The sequence below is a fragment of the Nonomuraea sp. ZG12 genome, assembly GCF_052068115.1.
Lineage (GTDB): Bacteria > Actinomycetota > Actinomycetes > Streptosporangiales > Streptosporangiaceae > Nonomuraea.
On record NZ_JBQHCW010000001.1, the window covers coordinates 1,041,047 to 1,060,848 of the forward strand.

Annotated in this window: 13 protein-coding genes; 12 read left to right on the forward strand and 1 reads right to left on the reverse strand. The window is 70.0% G+C overall.

Translation table 11 applies throughout. The features are described from left to right. The first annotated feature begins 53 nt into the window (after positions 1-53). The 4 genes from fxsT to ACTMTF_RS04875 all read left to right on the forward strand — a co-directional run bounded on the left by fxsT (position 54) and on the right by ACTMTF_RS04875 (position 7,348). Positions 54-5,123, forward strand: a complete 5,070-nt coding sequence (fxsT, locus tag ACTMTF_RS04860) for an FxSxx-COOH system tetratricopeptide repeat protein (RefSeq protein WP_441109411.1) — start codon at positions 54-56, stop codon at positions 5,121-5,123. 117 nt (positions 5,124-5,240) lie between these two features. Continuing rightward, on the forward strand, positions 5,241-6,176 hold the full coding sequence (locus ACTMTF_RS04865; protein WP_441109412.1) for a DUF2332 family protein: 936 nt from the start codon (positions 5,241-5,243) through the stop codon (positions 6,174-6,176). 37 nt (positions 6,177-6,213) lie between these two features. Next, entirely contained in the window at positions 6,214-6,750 is a 537-nt protein-coding gene (locus ACTMTF_RS04870) for a hemerythrin domain-containing protein (RefSeq protein ID WP_441109413.1), read from the forward strand. Between the two features lie 148 nt (positions 6,751-6,898). Continuing rightward, a complete protein-coding gene (locus ACTMTF_RS04875; RefSeq protein ID WP_441109414.1) occupies positions 6,899-7,348 on the forward strand; it encodes a hypothetical protein in 450 nt (149 codons plus the stop codon). Positions 7,349-7,508: 160 nt separating this feature from the next. Here the strand turns inward: ACTMTF_RS04875 and tuf are convergent, their stop codons facing one another. Continuing rightward, a complete protein-coding gene (tuf, locus tag ACTMTF_RS04880) occupies positions 7,509-8,675 on the reverse strand; it encodes an elongation factor Tu (protein WP_441109415.1) in 1,167 nt (388 codons plus the stop codon). Between the two features lie 301 nt (positions 8,676-8,976). On the opposite strand from tuf, the gene ACTMTF_RS04885 reads away from it, so the two are divergent. The 8 genes from ACTMTF_RS04885 to ACTMTF_RS04920 all read left to right on the forward strand — a co-directional run bounded on the left by ACTMTF_RS04885 (position 8,977) and on the right by ACTMTF_RS04920 (position 19,787). Next, entirely contained in the window at positions 8,977-10,905 is a 1,929-nt protein-coding gene (locus tag ACTMTF_RS04885; RefSeq protein WP_441109416.1) for a S9 family peptidase, read from the forward strand. Further along, complete coding sequence (locus ACTMTF_RS04890) at positions 10,869-12,191, forward strand: serine hydrolase domain-containing protein (protein WP_441109417.1); 1,323 nt, start codon at positions 10,869-10,871, stop codon at positions 12,189-12,191. The genes ACTMTF_RS04885 and ACTMTF_RS04890 overlap by 37 nt, the downstream gene beginning before the upstream one ends. Before the next feature lies 1 nt (position 12,192). Further along, on the forward strand, positions 12,193-13,035 hold the full coding sequence (locus tag ACTMTF_RS04895) for a serine hydrolase (RefSeq protein ID WP_441109418.1): 843 nt from the start codon (positions 12,193-12,195) through the stop codon (positions 13,033-13,035). 26 nt (positions 13,036-13,061) lie between these two features. Further along, complete coding sequence (locus ACTMTF_RS04900) at positions 13,062-14,660, forward strand: PucR family transcriptional regulator (protein WP_441109419.1); 1,599 nt, start codon at positions 13,062-13,064, stop codon at positions 14,658-14,660. A 95-nt stretch (positions 14,661-14,755) separates the two neighbouring features. Then, positions 14,756-16,339: an ABC transporter substrate-binding protein gene (locus ACTMTF_RS04905; RefSeq protein WP_441109420.1), complete on the forward strand. Its 1,584-nt coding sequence runs from the start codon at positions 14,756-14,758 to the stop codon at positions 16,337-16,339. Then, positions 16,340-17,305, forward strand: a complete 966-nt coding sequence (locus ACTMTF_RS04910; RefSeq protein ID WP_396999718.1) for an ABC transporter permease — start codon at positions 16,340-16,342, stop codon at positions 17,303-17,305. It begins immediately after the preceding gene. Then, the gene (locus ACTMTF_RS04915) at positions 17,305-19,104 is read left to right on the forward strand and encodes a dipeptide/oligopeptide/nickel ABC transporter permease/ATP-binding protein (protein ID WP_441109421.1); all 1,800 of its coding nucleotides are present in this window, start codon (positions 17,305-17,307) and stop codon (positions 19,102-19,104) included. Before ACTMTF_RS04910 ends, ACTMTF_RS04915 begins: the two co-directional genes overlap by 1 nt. Then, a complete protein-coding gene (locus ACTMTF_RS04920; protein WP_441109422.1) occupies positions 19,101-19,787 on the forward strand; it encodes an ABC transporter ATP-binding protein in 687 nt (228 codons plus the stop codon). Before ACTMTF_RS04915 ends, ACTMTF_RS04920 begins: the two co-directional genes overlap by 4 nt. The last annotated feature ends 15 nt before the right edge of the window (positions 19,788-19,802 follow it).

The window sequence follows — 19,802 nt, forward strand, 5'->3', positions numbered from 1 at the left end:
ATGGGTTTCCATGACGACGACCCCGAAGCGACGGTGTGACCTATCCTGTTTATGTGGGTGCTCCGATCTGGCTGGATTACGGAGATAAGTTCGCCTCGATCGTGGGTGCAGCCTCGGGAGTCATCGGATTGGCGGTCGCCGTATTCGGCGGGCGCGAAGCACTGTTCGCTGGGGGCGAAGCAGGGATCACCCAACCGGGCCGGCGATGGTTGCGAGTGGCCGCGGTGTTGGGGGCGGTCGCCCTGCTGATGGTTACGCTGCGCGGGCTCGGCCTGCTGCCGCGGCCGTGGCAGTGGCCGGCATCATCAGCCGCGCTGGCGGTGAGCGGCCTGGCATGTGTGGCCGCGTTCGTCTCCTATGTGGCCTTCCGGCGGGAGAACATTCCTCTTCCTACGGCCATTCGGTCCTTGCTGACCGAGCAGTGGCAGGACGCCCGTCGGCATCAGTACGAGTATTTCGTCGGGGACGCTCCGCCGCTTCCGGAGATCTATGTCGAACAGAAGGCCGAGAGCGTGCAGCCTGTGGCCGGCGCTGTGTCGAGCGTTGCCCAGCTGTACACGATCCGGCAGATGATCTACGGCTTTCGCAACACCCTTGTCGTCGCCGAGCCGGGGATCGGCAAGTCCACAGCCGTGGCCCTGGTGTTGCGGGAGCAGTGCCGATGGTGGCTCGACGCCCGCCGTTCGGACCACTTGAGCGGGGCGCCGTATGGGAGCGTCGTTCCGATCCTGGTCCCGGCGGAGTTGCTGGCGGACATGACCGTCCCGGAGGCGATGGCTGCGCATTGCCGGCAGGTGACCGGTTGCTCGATGACCGCCCAGCTGTTTGACCGGCGTCCCGATCACGCCGACGCGTGGCTGGTGGTGGTGGATGGGATCGACCAGGTGCTCAGCACGAAGCGGCGATCCCGGGTGCTGTCCCGGCTCGGTGACAGCGTCTCGAACAACCTGCCTCATCACCGCTTCATGATCACGACACGGCCGTTGATGCTGGGCGACCTCGGCAATCTCGAGGGTGAGCACCTCACCCGCTTCACGCTGCGCAGATTTGACCACCACGATCTTCAGGCGTTCGCCGAGCGCTGGGTCGACCACCGAAGCCGGATCTACTCGCCGCAGATGGAAGCCGAGCCGATCACCATTGAGAGATTCTTGGCCAGCGTGTCGTCCTCCCGGCTGTCGGCGATCGCCCGGGTCCCGCTCATCGCCACCATCACTGCGCTGATCCTGGAGGCCGACCAGGACGGCGCGCTCCCGACCAGCCGCGCGGGACTGTACGAGCGGTTCATCCAGCATCTGCTGAACTCCCGGCAGGTGAGTGGCGAGGAGCGGGACCGGCTTGTCGCGGAGTTCACCCGACACGGCGAACAAGGTACGCAAGCCTGGATCTGGCTCAGAGACAACCTACGGAACCTGCTCGAGGGCACCGCGGACATCTTCCTGTCCGGATCGGGAGGCCGGGTCACGACCGCAGCTGTGCTGTGGGTGAAGGGCCACGCGCCGCCGGGATTGTTCGAGGAGCTTGCGGGCTGGGAGACCTCGCTGCGCGGCGTCCTGACCGCCACCAGCCTGGTCGTGCCCAGAACAGGCGGGCTGCAGTTCGTGCATCCGAGCTTCGCCGAATATTTCGCCGCAGGACCCCGGTCACGCGACTTCGACCAGAGCACCTGGCTGGCCGACGCACGCAGCCCCGACAGCCGCAACCTCGCGCTGTTCACCCTCGCCCGCAGCGCCTATTCAGTCGACCCTCTGGTGCGGATACTGCTGGAGCGCGGCGGCACCGACGCCTGTATCGCAGGTGAAATCGTCGCAGACGGGATTACCGTGGGCACGGCCCTGCGTCGCGAAGTGATCAACACCATGTTCGAGCAGCTGGCCCGGGATGATCGAAGCGCTCCCGAGGCCCTTACCGTGCTCATCAATTTGACCTCGGACCGGTACGTCAACGATCGGCTGGCCGGACTCGCCGAAGATCCGCGCCATCCGATATGGGTACGAGCGTTCACCGCCGACGCCCTGTGCAGTGTCAGCGCCGAAGGCGCACGCCTGCTGCGAGCCGTACTCGACAGCGCATCCGTGCCCGGCAGCACGTCCGGGGACGACGTGCGACGCTGGCTGCTCGAACGGCTCGCCGCCCGAGGATGGACGACCGAGCAAGACCGGACCCAACTGGCCGCACTGGCCCCCGCCAACGTCGGAGGCACCAGCGCGAGCGCGATGGCCGCACAGTGGTACCGGCAGATCGCACAAGACTCAGACGCCGACCCCGGCCACCGTCTGCGCGCGCTGCTCGCCCTGGCCGAGGGCGGCTACACCGAGGCACTCGGCCCGCTCGAAAGTGTCCTCGTCCACCCTGCGCTGACCCCGCAGGCCCGGCTGGACGGAACACGCGTGATCCTGCAACTCGACCTCGACGAGCAGGCCGAGGTCCTGCGCCACATCTCCCGCCACTCCAGTCACGAGCTGGAGATCCGGGTCCCGGTCCTGGCCGCCATGGCCGGAGCACGCGACACCGAGGCACGGCGACTCCTCGATTCGCTCGCCGTCCAGGGAGGAGAGGCGTTCACGGCACGGTTCCCGGCCCTCGACGCGTGGTCACAGGAGACTGGGATCCGTAGCTCCGAAAAGGACGCCGACAGCGGCCCCAGGGGCTGGGAAGGCGTTCCGCCTCGCAACATCTACTTCACCGGCCGCAGTGACGAACTGGAGGGGTTGAGGCAGGCCTTCGCAACCTCGCCGACCCAGGTGGTGTACGGGTTGGGAGGAGCCGGCAAGACCCAGCTGGCGATCGAATACGCTTATCGCCACCGCGCCGACTATGACGTGATCTGGTGGATCCCCGCCGACCAGCTCCCACCGCTGCACGCCGCCCTGGCCGCCCTGGCCCCGCATCTCCGATTGCCCCCTGCCTTCGACGTGGGAACGCCAGCGGGCATCTCCGCCGTACTCGCCGCACTCCACCGGGGGGAACCCTACTCCCGATGGTTATTGATCTTCGACTACGCCGATGATCCCGATCAGCTCCACCCTTACCTTCCCCAAGGTCCAGGACATGTGCTCATCACATCCCGGAATCCACGATGGGAACTGCTTCCGGTCCAGCCGCTGGATGTCTTCGTCAGAGACGAAAGCCTGAAGTTCTTACACAGACGGCTGCCCGGGATCACCGACGGAATCGCTGATGAGATCGCCAACGAACTGAGCGACCTTCCGATTTCGCTGGAGAATGCCGCAGCGCTCATGGCGGAGACCGGATCATCTCCAGAAAGCTATCTGAAGCAACTCCATGGCGAAATCGCTGGTGCCCTCGAGCGGGGTAGGCCGCTGGAATATCCGGCGTCGCTGTTTGCTAGCCATAAGGCGTCAGTGGACCGACTGCTACAGGAGGACCCGGAGGCGGTGGTGGTGTTGAACCACTGCGCTCTTTTCGGTCCCGACCCTATCCCCTACGACGCCCTGAGCATGCCGGACGAATCATCTGCACCAGCACTGAGCAGGGTCAGTAAAAATCCCGTTCGCCTGCTCTCGGTTCTTGACCGGCTATCGCGATATGGTCTCATCGCCATTAATCACAGGCTGCGTACGGTTCAGCTCCCCCGGCTCGTCGGCGCGCTGATCCGGACCGAACTGCCGTCCGAAGAACTGAAGCGCATACGGCACGGCGTGCACCTCATGCTCGCCAACGCCGCCCCGGATGATCCCGAGGATCCCGCCAGTTGGCCGTGCTACGCCGAACTGGTCCCCCACATCGCTCCGACCGGCCCCGAGCAGTGCGCGGACCCGAGAACGCGGGATCTCATGACGAAGATCGCCCGATACCTCGCCAACACCGGCGATCACGCCTCATGCCTGAGCATCATCTCCACCACCATCGACACGTGGGAGCACGATCTCGACCCCACCCATTCACATCTGAGGCAGGCGCGCAGCCTCCAGGCGATCGCCCTTCGAGCCGGTCGCGACTACACCGGGGCCCGCAAGGTCAGCCGCGCTGCCTTCGAGGCAGCCGAGGACCAGGAGATCCATTACAGGCTGGCCGCCGCCCAAGACTTCGCCATTGACCTGAGGCTCACCGGGCTTTTCTCGGCTGCGCTCGAACTGGACCAGGACGCAGCCGCACACCTCCGGGAACTACGGGGCGTGACACACGACACAACCCTCCACGCGCAGTACCGCCTGGCCCTCGACCACGAACTCACCGGCGACTACAGACGCGCGCATGATCTGTACATGGGCATCCGTCGCAAGGCCTTCACCGCACCCGCATCACGGTACAGTCGCCTGTCGCTCCTGGCCCTGAACGGCGCCGCGCGCACCCTGCGATTCGCTGGCGGCTACGCTGCGGCTGTCGGACTTGCCGCCGACGCCCACGCGCTGGCCGAGTCGTTCGCTCCCACCAGCAATCTTGACAAGCTCCTCATCCACAAAGACCTCGTTATCGGCGTGCGCATGGCCGGCATCCGTCACGTGCTGCAACCCGGTGACCCCCTCAAGACGCTCGCCAAGCTGACCGCCGACTTGCGCGACGTCGTCACATCCGGGCATCCCCATGAACTGGCCGGATCGATAAGCCTTGCCAACGCCCTGCGTAGGAGCGGAGACCTGGACCAAGCGGCCGAGCACGTCGAAGGAGCCCTCGACGGATACCAGGCCAGCTTGGGGGGCAACCACCCCTTCACCCATTGCTGCGCGAGCAACCTGGCCATCATCCACCGCCTGCGTGGAAACGCCACTGCAGCGCGCAAGCGCGGCCTGTCCGCGCTTCAGGGACTGCAAGAGACACTCGGCCCTCGTCACCCATACACTTTGATCTGCGCGGTGAACCTCGCGAGCGACCACTCCAGCCTGGGAGATAACGAACGAGCGGTTGACCTCGGCCGGGCGACCCTTCACGCTCTCCGCACGACCCTGGGGGAGGATCATCCACTAACGCTGGCCTGCGCGCTCAACCTCTCCCTCGATCTCGGCCGGGCAATTGACTGCCAAGCCTCCGACGACCTGTACGCCCAGACGCTGGACCTGTACCGGCGCTCCCTACCTGCTGATCACCCCGACACACAGGCCGCGAACCAGCGCCGGCGGCTGAATCCCGACATCGAACTCTCCCCACTCATAGATCTTTGAGAGGGTCTTTGACCTGAGTGGATGCGCACCTCCACCTGAGAGGTCCTGACAAGATGATCCAGGACCGCGTCAGCCAGTGGAGGTGAGTGCGGGGGAGTTCGCTGCGATCATCGGCATATGACGATCGCTGCGATCTACGCCGAGTTCGCCGCGCGCGAGGCGCGCGGCATATCGCCCGCGTACGAGCGCCTGGCCTCCGCGGTGACGCGGGATCACGAACTCCTGGCCTTACTCGCCGCGCTTCCGCCGGCCAAGCGGCAGCCGAACCTGCTGTTCGGAGTGGTCCGGTTGCTCGGCGGGCCGGTCGAGGACCCGGCCGCGTTCCACGATTACACGGTGGCCAACTGGCCGGTGATCGAGGCGGAGGTGCGCACCCGGATCACCCAGACGAACGAGGCCGGACGGTGCGCCGTCCTGCTGCCGCTGCTCGCCGCGCTGCCGCAGCCGCTCGCGCTGCTGGAGGTCGGCGCGTCCGCCGGGCTGTGCCTCTACCCCGACCGGTACGCCTACCGCTACGGCGATCATCAGGTCGGCTCCGGTGATCCCGTCCTGGCCTGCACGGCCACCCATATGCTGCCGCCGACCGGCCTGCCCCAGGTGGTGTGGCGGGCCGGCCTGGACCTGAACCCCCTCGATGTGACCGACCCCGCGGATCTCGCCTGGCTCGACGCCCTCATCTGGCCGGAACACACCCATCGCCGCGCCCGGCTGCGGGCGGCGGCGGCCGTCGTCGCAGCCGACCCGCCGCTGCTCGTACGGGGAGACCTGGTGGACGACCTGCCGGCACTGGCCGCGCAGGCCCCACCCGACGCGACGCTGGTGGTGTTCCACAGCTCGGTGCTTCACCACGTGCCACTATCGCGACGGGTAGCGTTCGCCGAGGTGCTACGCGGACTATCCGGACATTGGATCGCGAACGAGGGGCTGGACGTGCTGGCCTACGACACGCTTCCGATGCCGCCGGGCGAGGCGCTGTACAACGTGCTCGCCCTGGACGGGATCCCGCTCGCCTGGACCCGATCGCACGGGCAGGCGATCACTTGGTTCGCATGATGCGCTTGGACGACCGTTACCCATCCGAAGGAAGAGTATGGATGCACGATCCGAGGCGGGCAGTCGCCTCACCGCCATGGGCACACAACTGCTCGAAGTGCATATCTGGCTCCGCGAGATGCTGGAAGACCTCCAGGACAGCGTCGACGACTACTTCTACGGAAAAGGGCTGCCGCCCCGGGACCTGCGTGCCCACTGCCTTTCCTTCTGCACGGCGTTGACGCGCCACCACACCGGCGAGGACAAGGGCGCGTTCCCGGCGATCGCCGAGGATTTCCCGGAGCTGCGCAAGGTCCTTTCCGACCTGCGCGCCGACCATAACCAGCTGGACTGGCTGCTGGGGAACCTACAGAAACTGCTCGAGTCCCTCCCCGAGAAACCGGACCCGGCCACGGCCGCCAAGGTGCGCGAGGAGGTGGTGGCGCTGTCGGCGGTCATGCGGACGCACTTCATCTACGAGGAGAAGAAGCTGATCTCCGTGCTCAACTCGATGGACGTGCCCGAGTGGCGCGAGAACCGCCCCGACTTCCTGCTGGTCGACGACGAGAACGGATCTCCGACATCTTCTCAGTGAGGTGCTCCTGCCGGTCGTCCCGGGGTGCGGGCCACTCATTCCGCCGTCCTGGCGCTATGGGTTGCCTCGTGATGGATTGAGCGACAGAGTTGACCGGGTGGCACGGTCTGCGGGCAACCCTCTCCGGAGGGCACGCTTCTCCATCACGGTGTTGATCGCGTTGTGCGGAGTCTTCGTCTCGGGCTGCGGGACATGGATGTTCCCGAGCGAGTTACGGCTCGACGCGGGAGTCACCCGAGAGCTTCGCGGCGCCGGGAAGATCCTGGAAGAAGTCGATTGGACGGACACCTGGAGTGACGTCGACATCTTCGGGAAGATCTTCATGGTCGATGGTGGCGAGTCCGATGTCGTCGCCGCAGTGGCCGATGTGGCCGATCGCCTGAAAGAGCTCGAGTGGCAGATCATCGGGCATCCCGATGGCGAATTTGAGATGACATCCGGCCGCTGGAAAGACGTGATAGTGATAGTCACAAGTTACGACGCATTTATTTTCGATGATGCCGAGAACGCGTATGCCGGGCTGGCCCTGGCGAATGCCGCGAAGCGAAGTGAGTCACGCTCGCTGGTTATTGTGGCCGCCCGTCCTGACGACAGGTGAAGTTGCGAAGTGAGCGATCGCCGGTTCTGCAGGCGTGCTGCGGCGCGGTCCTCGACAGGAAACGACCCTCGCCTCAAGGGGGACGGCCGTGTCCTGCCTCAGCTCGCATCCGAGCTGAGGCAGGAGTCAGGCCGAGCCCCTGAGGGCAGCGGGCGTCGCGTCAGTCCGTGACAGTGAGCACCGTGCCGGCGCCCACTGTCAGCCCGCCCTCGCGGATGGCGAAGCCGAGCCCCGGCTCCAGGGCCACCGCCTTGCCCAGCTGGATCGGCACCTCGATGGTGTCGCCCGGCTTGGCGGGCTCGGTCAGCAGCAGCTCGCCCGGCACGTCCGTCGTGCGCAGGTAGAACTGCGGCCGGTAGCCGGACGCGACCGGCTTGCGCCGCCCGCCTTCGTCCGCCGTGAGCAGGTAGACCCGGGCGGTGAACGACCGGTGACCGCGCTGACTGCCCGGAGCGGCCAGCACCATCCCGCGTCGCACCTCCCGGCGCTGCACGCCGCGCAGCAGGACGGCGGCGTTGTCGCCGGCCTCGCCGCGCTCCATCGTGCGGCCGAACGTCTCCACGCCGGTCACGACCGCGGTGACGCCGGTGCCGAAGCCGACGGCCTCCACCGTGTCGCCGACCTTGACCGCGCCGCGCTCGATGGCCCCGGTGACGACCGTGCCACGACCGGTGATCGTGAGCACGTTCTCCACCGGCATCAGGAACGGCGCGTCGACGTACCGCACCGGCACCGGGATGTGGTCGTCCACCGCCTGGAGCAGCGCCTCGATCGACGCCGTCCAGACCGGGTCGCCCTCCAGGGCGCGCAGCCCGGAGACGCGGACCATCGGGGTGCCGGAGTAGCCGTGCTCGTCGAGCAGGTCCTGCAGCTCCAGCTCGACCAGGTCGATGAGCTCCGGGTCCGCGCCGTCGGCCTTGTTGACGGCGACGACCAGGTGCTCGACGCCGACCCGCCTGGCGAGCAGCACGTGCTCCCTGGTCTGCGGCATGATGCCGTCCCGCGCGGACACGACGAGGATGGCCCCGTCGAGCTGCGCCGCCCCCGTGATCATGTTCTTCACGTAGTCGGCGTGGCCCGGCATGTCCACGTGCGCGTAGTGCCGGCCGGCGGTCTCGTACTCGACGTGCGAGATGTTGATCGTGATGCCCCTGGAGGCCTCCTCCGGGGTGCGGTCGATCCGCTCGAACGGCGTGTACGTCGCCTGCCCGCGCTCGGCGAGCACCTTCGTGATCGCCGCGGTCAGCGTGGTCTTGCCGTGGTCGACGTGGCCCATCGTGCCGATGTTGAGGTGCGGCTTGCTGCGCACATAGGCCTGCTTGGCCATGATCCCTTCCTTACGACTCCTGGATGCGTGGTGACCCGTGACAGGGCCGCTACCTCCCCCCGCCGGGTCACTCTCAGGACTTACGGGAAGAGGTCAGCGCTCCAGGCCGTCGCAGGCATGCCCGAACGCGCCCGCGATGGCGGGCGTCGTCAGCAGAGCGTGCCGGATCATGAAGACCATAGTGACGATCTGAGCAATCGCCGGCAACGGATTATTCCGTTTGGCCGGGCGGACAACTCGGACGGGCGCGTTCGTCCTGCAGACCGAAGCAGGCGGGGCGGCGCTCGCCTAGCGTTCGCCTATGCCCCGCCTCTCGCTGGACGACCTCTTCCGGATCACCGTGCCGTCCGACCCCCAGCTGCGGCCCGACGGGGGTGCCGTCGCCTACACGGTGACCGGTTCCCGGAAGGATCCGGACGAGAACCGTACGGAGATCTGGCTCGCGGGCCCCGGCACGGAGCCGCGGCGGCTCGCGGAGGGATTCTGCCCGCGCTGGTCGCCGGACGGGCGGGCGCTGGCGTACCTGAAGCCCGTGGACGGCGTCCCGCAGATCCACCTGCTGCCCATGGACGGCGGCGAGCCCGCCGCGCTCACCGCCGCGCCGCTCGGCGCGGGCGCGCCGGTGTGGTCGCCTGACGGCACTCTCATCGCGTACGCCGGCGCGCACGGCGAGGTCGAGCCGCACGCGCCCGTGGTGACGGACCGCCTGGACTACAAGGCGGACGGCGCCGGACTGCTGCGCGGCGTCCGCACCCATCTGTTCGTGATCCCGGCGACCCCACGCGAGAGCGCGCCCGGGAAAGAAGCCGGCTCCGAAGGCCGGGCAGGGGTTGAAGGAGCGGGCGGCGCGGGTGAGGGTGGGGCGGTGCGGCTCACCGAGGGGGACTTCCACGTCGGCCCGCCCTCATGGTCGCCCGACGGCCGGCAGCTCGCCTTCACGGCCGGGATGGAGCCCGACGGCGACGTTAACCTGTCCAGCTCCGTCTACACCGTCGAGCTGACCGGAGGCGAGCCCAAGCGCCTGTCCGCCGACGGGGTGGTCTGCACCGGCGCGTGGTGGCTGGGCGAGCGACTGGTGGTCGCCGGGCTGCTCAGCCTGGTCGGGCACACCAGGCTGTTCACCCTCGAACCGGACGGGCTGGTGGAGCTGGAGACCGGGCTCGACCGCAACGTCATGACCGGCGGCCCCGGCTACCCGGGCGCCCCGCCGCAGCTCCGCGGCGACGACCTGCTGTTCACCGCGAGGGACGCGGGCTGCACGCACCTCTACTCGATGCCCGTGACGCGTCCGGGTGAGGCGGCCAAGCTGATAGGCGGGGACGTCTCGATCTCCGGCATGAGCGCCGCCGCCGGACAGATCGCCTATGTCGCCACGACCCCGCACACCGCCGGAGACGTCCACCTGACAGACGTGGAGGGGCCGATCGCCGCGTACGGCCTCGACGGGGTCGAGCTGTACGTGCCGCGCCGCCGTACGTTCACCGCGCCCGACGGCACCCCCGTCGAAGGGTTCGTGCTGCGCGACGAGACGCTGGAAGGGCCGTCCCCGCTGCTGCTGGACGTGCACGGCGGCCCGCACAACGCGTGGGCGCCCGTCTTCGACGGCGCCCACCTCTACCACCAGGTGCTCGCCGCCCGCGGCTGGACCGTCCTGACCGTCAACCCGAGGGCCAGCGACGGGTACGGCGAGGCCTTCTACACGGCGGCCGTGGGCGCCTGGGGACTGGCCGACACCGACGACTTCCTGGCGCCGCTGGACGACCTGGTCGCCGAAGGGGTCGCCGACCCCGACCGGCTGGCCGTCACCGGCTACAGCTACGGCGGCTACATGACCTGCTGGCTCACCACCAGGACCGGCAGGTTCAAGGCCGCGGTCCCGGGCGGGGCCGTGACCGACCTGACCAGCATGAGCGGCACCTCGGACATGGGCCATCTGCTGACGAAGCACGAATGCGGGGGTGATGTCGCCGCGCAGTCCCCGTTCACCCAGGTGGCGGACGTGACCACCCCCACCCTCATCCTGCACGGCGAGAACGACGACCGCTGCCCGGTGGGCCAGGCCGAGCAGTGGTTCGCCGCGCTGCGCGAGCAGGGCGTGCCCGTGCGGCTCGTCCGCTACCCGGGTGCGTCCCATCTGTTCCTGCTCAACGGACGCCCCTCACACCGACTGGACTACAACGAGAGGATCATCGCGTGGCTGGAACAATGGGTCACCGGCTCGCCGAGCTGATCGCCGAGTACGAGGTGCCGGGAGCGGCCCTCGCCTACCTGCACGACGGTCAGGTCCACGAGTTCGCCGCCGGCGTGCTCAACACCGACACCGGCGTGGAGACCACCACCGACTCGCTCTTCCAGATCGGGTCGGTCACCAAGGTGTGGACCGCCACCATGCTGATGCAGTCGGTCGAGCGGGGCGAGCTGACCCTGGACACGACGGTGGCCGAGGTGCTGCCCGAGTTCAAGGTCGCCGACCCCGAGGTCACCAAGACCGTCACCATCAGGCACCTGCTGTCGCACACCAGCGGCATCGACGGCGACCTGTTCCTGGAGACCGGCCGCGGCGACGACTGCGTGGAGAAGTACGTCGCGGCCTGCGCCGACCTGGCGCAGAACCATCCCCTGGGCGTCACCCAGTCCTACTGCAACTCCGGCTTCACCGTCGCCGGGCGCATCCTGGAGAAGCTGACCGGCAAGACCTGGGACGAGGTGCTGCGCGAGCGGATCATCGAGCCGCTCGGCCTCACCCACACCGCCACCCTGCCGGAGGACGTGCTGCGCTTCCGCGCGGCCATGGGCCACGTCGAAGGCGGTAAGACCGCCCCGGTCTGGGGCCTCATGCGCTCGGCCGGGCCCGCCGGGCTCATCTGCGCCCGCCCCGCCGACGTGGTCGCCTTCGCCCGTGCCCACCTCGAAGGCGGCCTGCTGGACGACCCTCAGGCCATGTGGGAGCCGCAGGCCGACGTCCCCAACCCGCACACGCTCGGTAAGCAGTGGGGCGTCGGCTGGATCCTCGACGAGTGGGACGGCCGGCGGGTCGTCTCGCACGGCGGCAACACCATCGGCCAGCACGCGATGCTGTGGCTGGTGCCCGACACGGGCACGATCGTCTGCGTGACGGCCAACGGCGGCCACAGCGGTGCCTTCACCAAGGCGGTCGCCACCGAGCTGTTCGCCGAGCTCGACGGCCTGACCGTACCGCCCACGCTCGGCCCGCCGCAGACGCCGGTCCAGGTCGACGTGGCCCGCTACGCGGGTGTCTACGAGCGGGCCGGATCGCGCATGACGTTCACCGAGCGCGCAGGTGAGGAAGGCGGGCTGCGGCTGCTCATGGAGCCGACCGGCCCGCTCGCGGCCCTGCAGGGGCCGGAGGAGATCGACTTCGTGCCCGTCGACGAGGTCACCTTCGTCGGGCGCAGGAAGGGCGACCCCGACTGGCTGTCCGCCGTGTTCTACCAGCTTGAGGACGGCGCCCCGTACGTGCATCTGGGCGCGCGCGCCACTCCCAAGAGGGGATGACGTGCGGCAGATCTTCGACGACGCGGGCGCGCGCGGCTTCGTGCACGCCCGCGACGTCGACGGCGACGCCGAGGTCGGGCTCGACCCCGACGAGCCGGTGGTGCTCGCCTCGGTGTTCAAGATCCCGGTGGTGCTGGAGTACGCCAGGCAGGCCGCGGCCGGGGAGCTGGAGCGCACCGAGCGGCTGACGGTGACGGCGGCGGACAAGGACGGCGGCATCGGCACCTCGGGCTGCGCCGACGACGTCTCGCTCACGCTCCGGGACCTCGCCCACTTCACGCTGACGATGAGCGACAACGCCGCCACCGACGTGCTGCTGCGCCGGGTCGGCCTGGACCGGGTGCACGCCACCCTCACCGAGCTCGGGCTGCGGCGCACCAGGCTGATCGGCGGCTGCGCCGAGCTGTTCGCGCAGGTGGAGGCCGAGCTGGGCACCGTGGAGGTGGACGGGATGGCGCGCGAGCTGATCGAGCCGCTGGCCGTGCGCGACCCCGGGCGCACCACCTCCAGCACGCCCCGCGAGACCACCACGCTGCTCGCCCGCATCTGGCGGGACGAGGCTGGGCCCGCCGAGGCGTGCGCCGAGGTGCGCAAGATCATGGGCGAGCAGGTCTGGCCGCACCGGCTCTCCTCCGGATTCCCCTCGGAGGTGCGGGTCTCCGGCAAGACCGGCACGCTGTGGGGGATCCGCAACGAGGCCGGCGTGGTGGAGTATCCGGACGGCGGGCGGTACGCCGTCGCGGTGTTCCTGCGCACCCATGACCTCGGCGGACGCAATCCGGCGGCCGACGCGGCGATCGGGCGGGCCGCCCGCCTGGCGGTGGACCGGCTGCGGGCCGGATGACGCTGTACGACGCCTATGGTGAGTGGATGAGCAGCCGTCCACGCGCCAGCCTGGGAAGGATCCTGCACGACCTGGGCAGCACGGTCCTCGACGTGGCCGCCTCACCCGGCGACCTGGACGCCGAGGTCACCGGGGTGCACATCTACGACCCGCTCGACGAGCTGCTGGTGCCGCCGGGCGGGATCGTGCTGGCCGTCGGCATCCACCGCGCCGAGGACATCGGCGCCCTGCTGCGGTCCGCCGGCCAGGCCGCCGGCATCGTGGTGAAGGTGCCCGTCGACGTCGACGAGTTCGTCCGCGCGGCGGTCGCGGAGACCGGGGTGGCGGTGCTCGGCCTGACCAGGGCCGCCTCCTGGGCGCAGGTCGCCGCCCTGCTGCGCTCGCTGCTGGCCGAGGGCGAGCTGGCCGAGCCGGGGGAGGAGCCGCACGGCGACCTGTTCTCGCTGGCCAACGCCCTCTGCGCGCTGCTCGACGCGCCGGTCACCATCGAGGACAGGTCCTCGCGGGTGCTGGCCTACTCCGGGCGTCAGGACGAGGCCGACGCCGGCCGGATCGAGACCGTGCTGGGCCGCCAGGTGCCCGAGCGCTACCAGCGCATGCTGGACGAGCGCGGCCTGCTCAAGGAGCTCTACCAGAGCCGCGAGCCGGTCTACATGGAGCTGCCCGGCGACCTCACCAACAGGACCGCCATCGTCGTGCGGTCGGGCGACGAGATCCTCGGCTCCATCTGGGCCGCCGTCCACGAGCCGCTGACCGAGCAGCGGCACCGCGCGCTCGCCGACGCCGCGAAGGTCGTCGCGCTGCGGTTGCTGCGCGAGCGGGCCGGGGCGGACACCCAGCGGCGGTTGCGCGCCGACCTGCTGTCCACCGTGCTCGCGGGCGGCTCGGGCGCGGCCGAGGCGGCGGGCCGGCTCGGCGTCGCCACCCAGCGGCTGTGCGTGCTGGCCGCCCAGCTGACCGACACGCCCGAGGCCGACCCGGCGCGCGGCGAGAGCGACCGGCAGCGTTTCTGCGACGCGCTCGCCCTGCACGTGGCCACCATCCACCCCAAGGCGGCCGCCGCGCTCGTCGGCTCCGTCGCCTACGCGGTGCTGCCGATCACCTCCGGCGATGGCGACGGCGGCGCGGACGAGGAGGCGCGGGCCGTGCGCATCGCCCAGGACTTCCTGGCCAGGGTCGGCCCCCGCCACCCGGCCAACATCGGGGTCGGACGGCTGGCCGCCAGCCTCGGGCAGGTGGCCAGGTCGCGTGCCGACGCCGACCGGGCGCTGCGCGTGCTGCGCGCCCGGGGCACCTCGGGCGAGGCGGCCGGCTACACCACCGTCCACTTCGAGTCGCTGCTGCTGCAGGTCGCCGACGTCGCCGGCGCCGAGGAGCAGACGCCCACCGGCCCCTACCAGCGGCTGCTCGCCCACGACCAGGAGCACGGCAGCGAGCTGGTCGCCACGCTGCGGGCCTACCTCGACGCGTTCGGCGACGTCAACCTCGCCTCCGCCCGCGTCCACGTCCACGCCAACACCTTCCGCTACCGGCTCAAGCGGCTCGTCGAGATCAGCGGGCTCGACCTGGCCGACCCCGACGCGAGACTCACCGTGACGCTGCAGATGCGGATCTTCGGGCCCTAGCACCAGATCGGTCGGACATTTCGTCACTGGGCACGAAGAACGCGGCGCAGCCAGCGGACAAGGTGGGGCATCACCTCCCAGTTCCCGGAGTTCCCATGAAAAAAGCAGCAGCGGCCCTCTCCCTGGCCCTGTTCGCCACGGCCTGCGGCGGTGCGGACGCCCCCGCGGACGCCCCCGCGGCCGGGCCGGTCTCCACCAGTGGCACCTTCACCTACGCGATCGCCGCGGACCCCGGCGCGCTCGACCCCGCCACGGGAGTGCTGTCGATCACCAACACGGTGCTCTCCCTCGCCTACGACAGCCTGGTCCACACCGCCGCCGACGGATCGCCGGTCCCCGGGATCGCCGAGAAGTGGGAGGTGAAGCCGGACTCGGTCATGTTCACCATGCGCAAGGACGTCACCTGCTCCGACGGTTCCCCGCTCACCGCCTCCAACGTGGCCGACACCGTCAACCACATCGCCGACCCGGACACCAAGTCGCCCATCTACGGCGTGCTCGTGCCCACCGGCATGAAGGCCGAGGCCGACGACGCCGCCGGGACCGTCACCCTCTCCACGCCCGAGCCGTTCTCGTTCATCCTGCAGAGCACCCAGTCGATCTTCATCGTCTGCGGCGAGGGACTCAAGGACCGCTCCAAACTGACCCGCGGTACCTCGGGCTCCGGCCCGTTCGTGCTGACCGAAGCGGCGCCGGGCAACCAGTACACCTTCAAGGCCCGCAGGGACTACGCCTGGGGCCGTGACGGCGCCACCGGCAAGGACCTGCCCGAGAAGGTCGTGCTCAAGGTCGTGCCGAACGAGCAGACGGCGGCCAACCTGCTCGTCGCCGGCAGCATCAACGCCGCCCAGTTCTACGGCCCCGACCGCACTCGCCTGGAAGCCACGCCCGGCATCAACAAGGTCCTGCCGCCCGTCGGCAACGGCCAGTTCTTCTTCCACCAGGGCGACGACCGGCCCGCCAAGGACCCCGCCGTCCGCAAGGCGCTCACCCAGGCCCTCAATCTCCAGGAGCTGTCCGGCATCGCCTCCAGCGGCACCGGACGACCCGCGACCGGTCTGGTCCTCGACCCCCGCCCCTGCAAGGGCGACACGGTGACCGGCCACGTCCCCGCGTTCGACGCCGCGGCGGCCACCGCCGCACTCGACGCCGCCGGCTGGAAGGTCGGCGCCGACGGGATCAGGGCCAAGGACGGCAAGAAGCTGAGCCTGCGCCTGCTCTACGCGACCACCAGAGGGCCGGGCGTGCAGGCCGCGACCGAGTACATGGCGGCCGCCTGGAAGAAGATCGGCGTCGAGGTGAAGCTCGTCGGCCTGCTCGACACCAAGCTCGCCGAGTCGCTCAACGTCACCCAGGACTGGGACGTGTTCTGGCTGCCGATCACGGTCACGCTGCCCACCCAGCTCGTCGGCTTCCTGTCCGGACCGGCCGCCCCCAAGGGCGCCAACTTCGCGCACCTGAAGAACGACCGCTACGAGAAGCTGGTGACCGAGGCGCAGAAGACGCCCGGTGACGCGGGCTGCAAGCTGTGGCTGGAGTCGGAGTCGGCGCTGTTCGAGAACGCCGACCTGGTCCCCGTCGTGGAGAACACCCTGCTGCTGGCCTCCAAGAACGCCACCTTCGAGATGGTGGGCGGCCTGTTCGCCGCCTCCACCATCCGGCTCACCCAGGGAAGCTGAGTGGCCGCGACCATCCTCACGGGCCCCACGAGCCGTCCGGTCCTCCGGCGGCTCGTGCGGTTCGCGGTCTCGCTCGTGGTGCTGGTGCTCGCCTCGTTCGCGATGATCCACCTGATCCCCGGCGACCCCGTGCGGGCCTCGCTCGGCCCGGCCGCGCCGATCGAGCTGGTCGAGGCCCGCCAGGCGGCGCTCGGCCTGGACCAGCCGATCCTCACCCAGCTCACCACCTACGTCTCCGGGCTGCTCACCGGCGACATGGGCACCTCGTTCCTCACCGGGGAGCCGGTCGTCGAGGTGATCGCCGTCAGGCTGCCCAACACGCTGGCGCTCGCCCTGCTCGCCACCGTCATCGCGCTGCTGGCCGCGATCCCGCTCGGCATGTGGGCCGCCGTACGGACCGAGAACGGCCGCAACCGCGGCACCGAGGCCGGCTTCGGCACGGCCACCAGCGCCGTCGTGGCCGTGCCCGAGTTCCTGTACGCCATCGCGCTGGTCACCGTGTTCGCCATCAGCCTCAAGCTCTTCCCGCCGGCCGGGAAGGACGGGCCGGAGTCGTACGTGCTGCCCGTGCTGGCGCTGGCCGTCGGGCCGATCGGGATGATCGCCCGCATCGCGCGGGTGGAGACGCTGCGCGTTCTCGGCACCGACTACGTGCGGCTGGCCAGGGCCAAACGGCTGCCCGCCGGCCGGCTGCATCTGCGGCACGTCCTGCCCAACACGCTCACCGCCACCCTCACCCTGGGCGGCCTGCTGCTGAGCTCCCTGATCGCCGGCAGCGTGCTGGTGGAGTACGTCTTCGCCTGGCCCGGCCTGGGCATGAAGATCGTCGAGGCGATCACGCAGAAGGACTACCCGGTGGCCCAGGGCGTCATCCTCGTCTACGGAGCGATCGTGCTGCTCGTGAACCTGCTGGTCGACGTCGTCCTCGGCATGAGCGACCCGACCTCCGCCATCAAGGAGTCGTGATGTTCCGCACTCCCTCGGCGATCGCGGGCACCGTTCTGGTCGGCCTGATGGTGGTGCTGGCCGTGATCGGGCCACCCATCTGGGGCGAGCAGGCGGCCCTCATCGACGCGGGCTCCATCCTGCAGGGCTCCTCGGCCGCGCACCCGCTCGGCACCGACAACCTGGGCCGCGACCTGCTCGCCCGGGTGCTGGTCGCGGGCCGGTTCTCGCTGCTGCTGGCGCTGGCGGCCGCTGCCATCGGCGCCGTGGCGGGCATCGTGCTCGGCGCGCTGCCGTCGGTGCTGCCCACCAGGCTCGGCCGGTTCGTCACCGGCACGGTCAACGCGCTGGTGGCCTTCCCCGGGCTGCTGCTGGCCATGTTCACGGCGGTCGTCGCCGGGCTCGGTGCCCGTGGCGCGGTGCTCGGCATCGGCGTGGCCATCGCGCCCGGCTTCGCCCGGCTCACCCAGACGCTCGCCGCCTCCGTGGCCGGCGCCGACTACGTCTCCGCCGCCCGCATGCTGGGCGTGCCCCGCCGCCGCATCCTCCTGCGGCACGTGCTGCCCAACATCGCCGAGCCGCTCATCCTCCATCTCACCCAGGCGCTCGGCGGCGCGCTGCTCGGCCTGGCCGGCATGTCGTTCCTCGGGCTCGGCGTGCAGCCGCCGTCGTACGACTGGGGGCGGCTGCTGTTCGACGGGTTCGGCCGGATCTACGTCACCCCCGAGGTGGCGATCGGGCCCGCCGTCGCCGTCGCGCTCGCGGGCATCGGGTTCAACCTCCTCGGCGACACCCTGGCCAGGAGGGCAGCCCGCACGACCGTACCCGGAAAAACGTCTACCACCCCCGTGGCGGCGGACCCGGGGGAGCCCGACGAGGACGCCGTACTGGAGGTGAAGGACCTGACCGTCACCTTCCCCGGCGGCGTCACCCCGGTCCGGCAACTCTCGCTGAGCGTACGGCCCGGCGAGATCGTCGGGGTGGTCGGCGAGTCCGGCAGCGGCAAGTCGCTGACCGCGGCCGCCATCGGCGGGCTCGTCCCCTACCCGGGAACCGTCGCCTACGGCCGCCTGCGGCTGTGCGGCAAGGACGTCACCGAGCTCAGCCGCAAGGAGCTCGGCACCTCGCTCGCCATGGTGTTCCAGGACCCGATGGCCTCACTCAACCCGGCGCTCAAGGTCGGCGGCCAGCTCGCCGAGGTGGCCGTCGTCCACCAGGGCGCCGGCCGTGAAGAGGCGCGCAAGCGCGCCGTCGACCGGCTCGGCCACGTGCACCTGCCCGAGCCGGCAGAGCAGGCCAAGAAGCATCCGCATGAGCTGTCCGGCGGCATGCGCCAGCGCGCGGTGATCGCGATGGGCCTCATGGGCACCCCCAGGTTGATCATCGCGGATGAGCCGACGACCGCGCTCGACGTCACGGTGCAGCGGCAGATCCTGCGGCTGCTGCGCGAGGTGACCGAGGAGACCGGCGCGGCGGGCCTGTTCATCTCCCACGACATCGCCGTCGTCGGCGAGCTGTGCGACCGGGTCGTGGTCATGTACGCGGGCCGGGTGGTCGAGGAACTGCCCGTGAACCGGCTCGCCACCGGCGCCGCCCACCCGTACACGCGGGCGCTCATCACCTCGCTGCCGGACATGGACACCGACCGGACCCGCCCGCTCGCCAGCATCCCCGGCCGCCAGCCCGGCCCGGCGGAGGTCGGCGACGGCTGCGCTTTCGCCCCCCGCTGCCCGCTGGCGACCGCCCGCTGCTCGGCCGACCGTCCCCTTCTGTCCGTGTACGGCGACGCGCACCAGGTCGCCTGCTGGGAGGCCAAGTGAAGATCGAGGACCTGTCCGTGCGCTTCGGCGCGTTCACCGCGGTCGACTCCGTCACGCTGGAGGTCCCGCCCGGCCGGATCGTCGGGCTGGTGGGCGAGTCGGGCAGCGGCAAGTCGTCGCTGGCCAAGGCGGTGAGCGGCCTGGTGCCGTACTCCGGGACCATCACCGGGGTGTCCAGGGTGCAGATGGTCTTCCAGGACCCGTACGCCTCACTCGACCCGCGGATGAAGGTCGGCGAGTCGGTGGCGGAGGGGCTGCTGCGGCTGCCGGCGCGGGCCCGCGTCACCGAGGTGGCGCGGCTGCTCGACCTGGTGTCGCTGCCGGGCGAGGTGGCGGGCCGCTATCCGCGCGAGCTGTCCGGCGGGCAGCGGCAGCGGGTCGCCATCGCGCGCGCCCTCGGGGCCGAGCCCGACCTGCTGGTCGCCGACGAGATCACCAGCGCGCTGGACGTGTCGGTGCAGGGGGCGGTGCTCAACCTGGTGCGGTCGCTGCGGGATCGGCTCGGGCTGCCGATCCTGTTCATCTCGCACAACCTGGCCGTGGTGCGCTACGTGTGCGACGAGGTCGCGGTCATGCATCGCGGCCGCATCGTAGAACACGGGCCCACCCTGGACGTGGTCTCCGCGCCGGCCGATCCCTACACCCGCATGCTGCTGGAGGCGGTGCCCCGGCTGCACCGCTGACGGACGGCGCATCCC

Bases quoted from the DNA above. Each gene is read 5' to 3' on its own strand.
- ACTMTF_RS04865 (WP_441109412.1), top strand. From the start codon at position 5,241: ATGACGATCGCTGCGATCTACGCCGAGTTCGCCGCGCGCGAGGCGCGC.
- ACTMTF_RS04870 (WP_441109413.1), top strand. From the start codon at position 6,214: ATGGATGCACGATCCGAGGCGGGCAGTCGCCTCACCGCCATGGGCACA.
- tuf (WP_441109415.1), bottom strand. From the start codon at position 8,675: ATGGCCAAGCAGGCCTATGTGCGCAGCAAGCCGCACCTCAACATCGGC.
- ACTMTF_RS04885 (WP_441109416.1), top strand. From the start codon at position 8,977: ATGCCCCGCCTCTCGCTGGACGACCTCTTCCGGATCACCGTGCCGTCC.
- ACTMTF_RS04900 (WP_441109419.1), top strand. From the start codon at position 13,062: ATGAGCAGCCGTCCACGCGCCAGCCTGGGAAGGATCCTGCACGACCTG.
- ACTMTF_RS04905 (WP_441109420.1), top strand. From the start codon at position 14,756: ATGAAAAAAGCAGCAGCGGCCCTCTCCCTGGCCCTGTTCGCCACGGCC.
- ACTMTF_RS04915 (WP_441109421.1), top strand. From the start codon at position 17,305: ATGTTCCGCACTCCCTCGGCGATCGCGGGCACCGTTCTGGTCGGCCTG.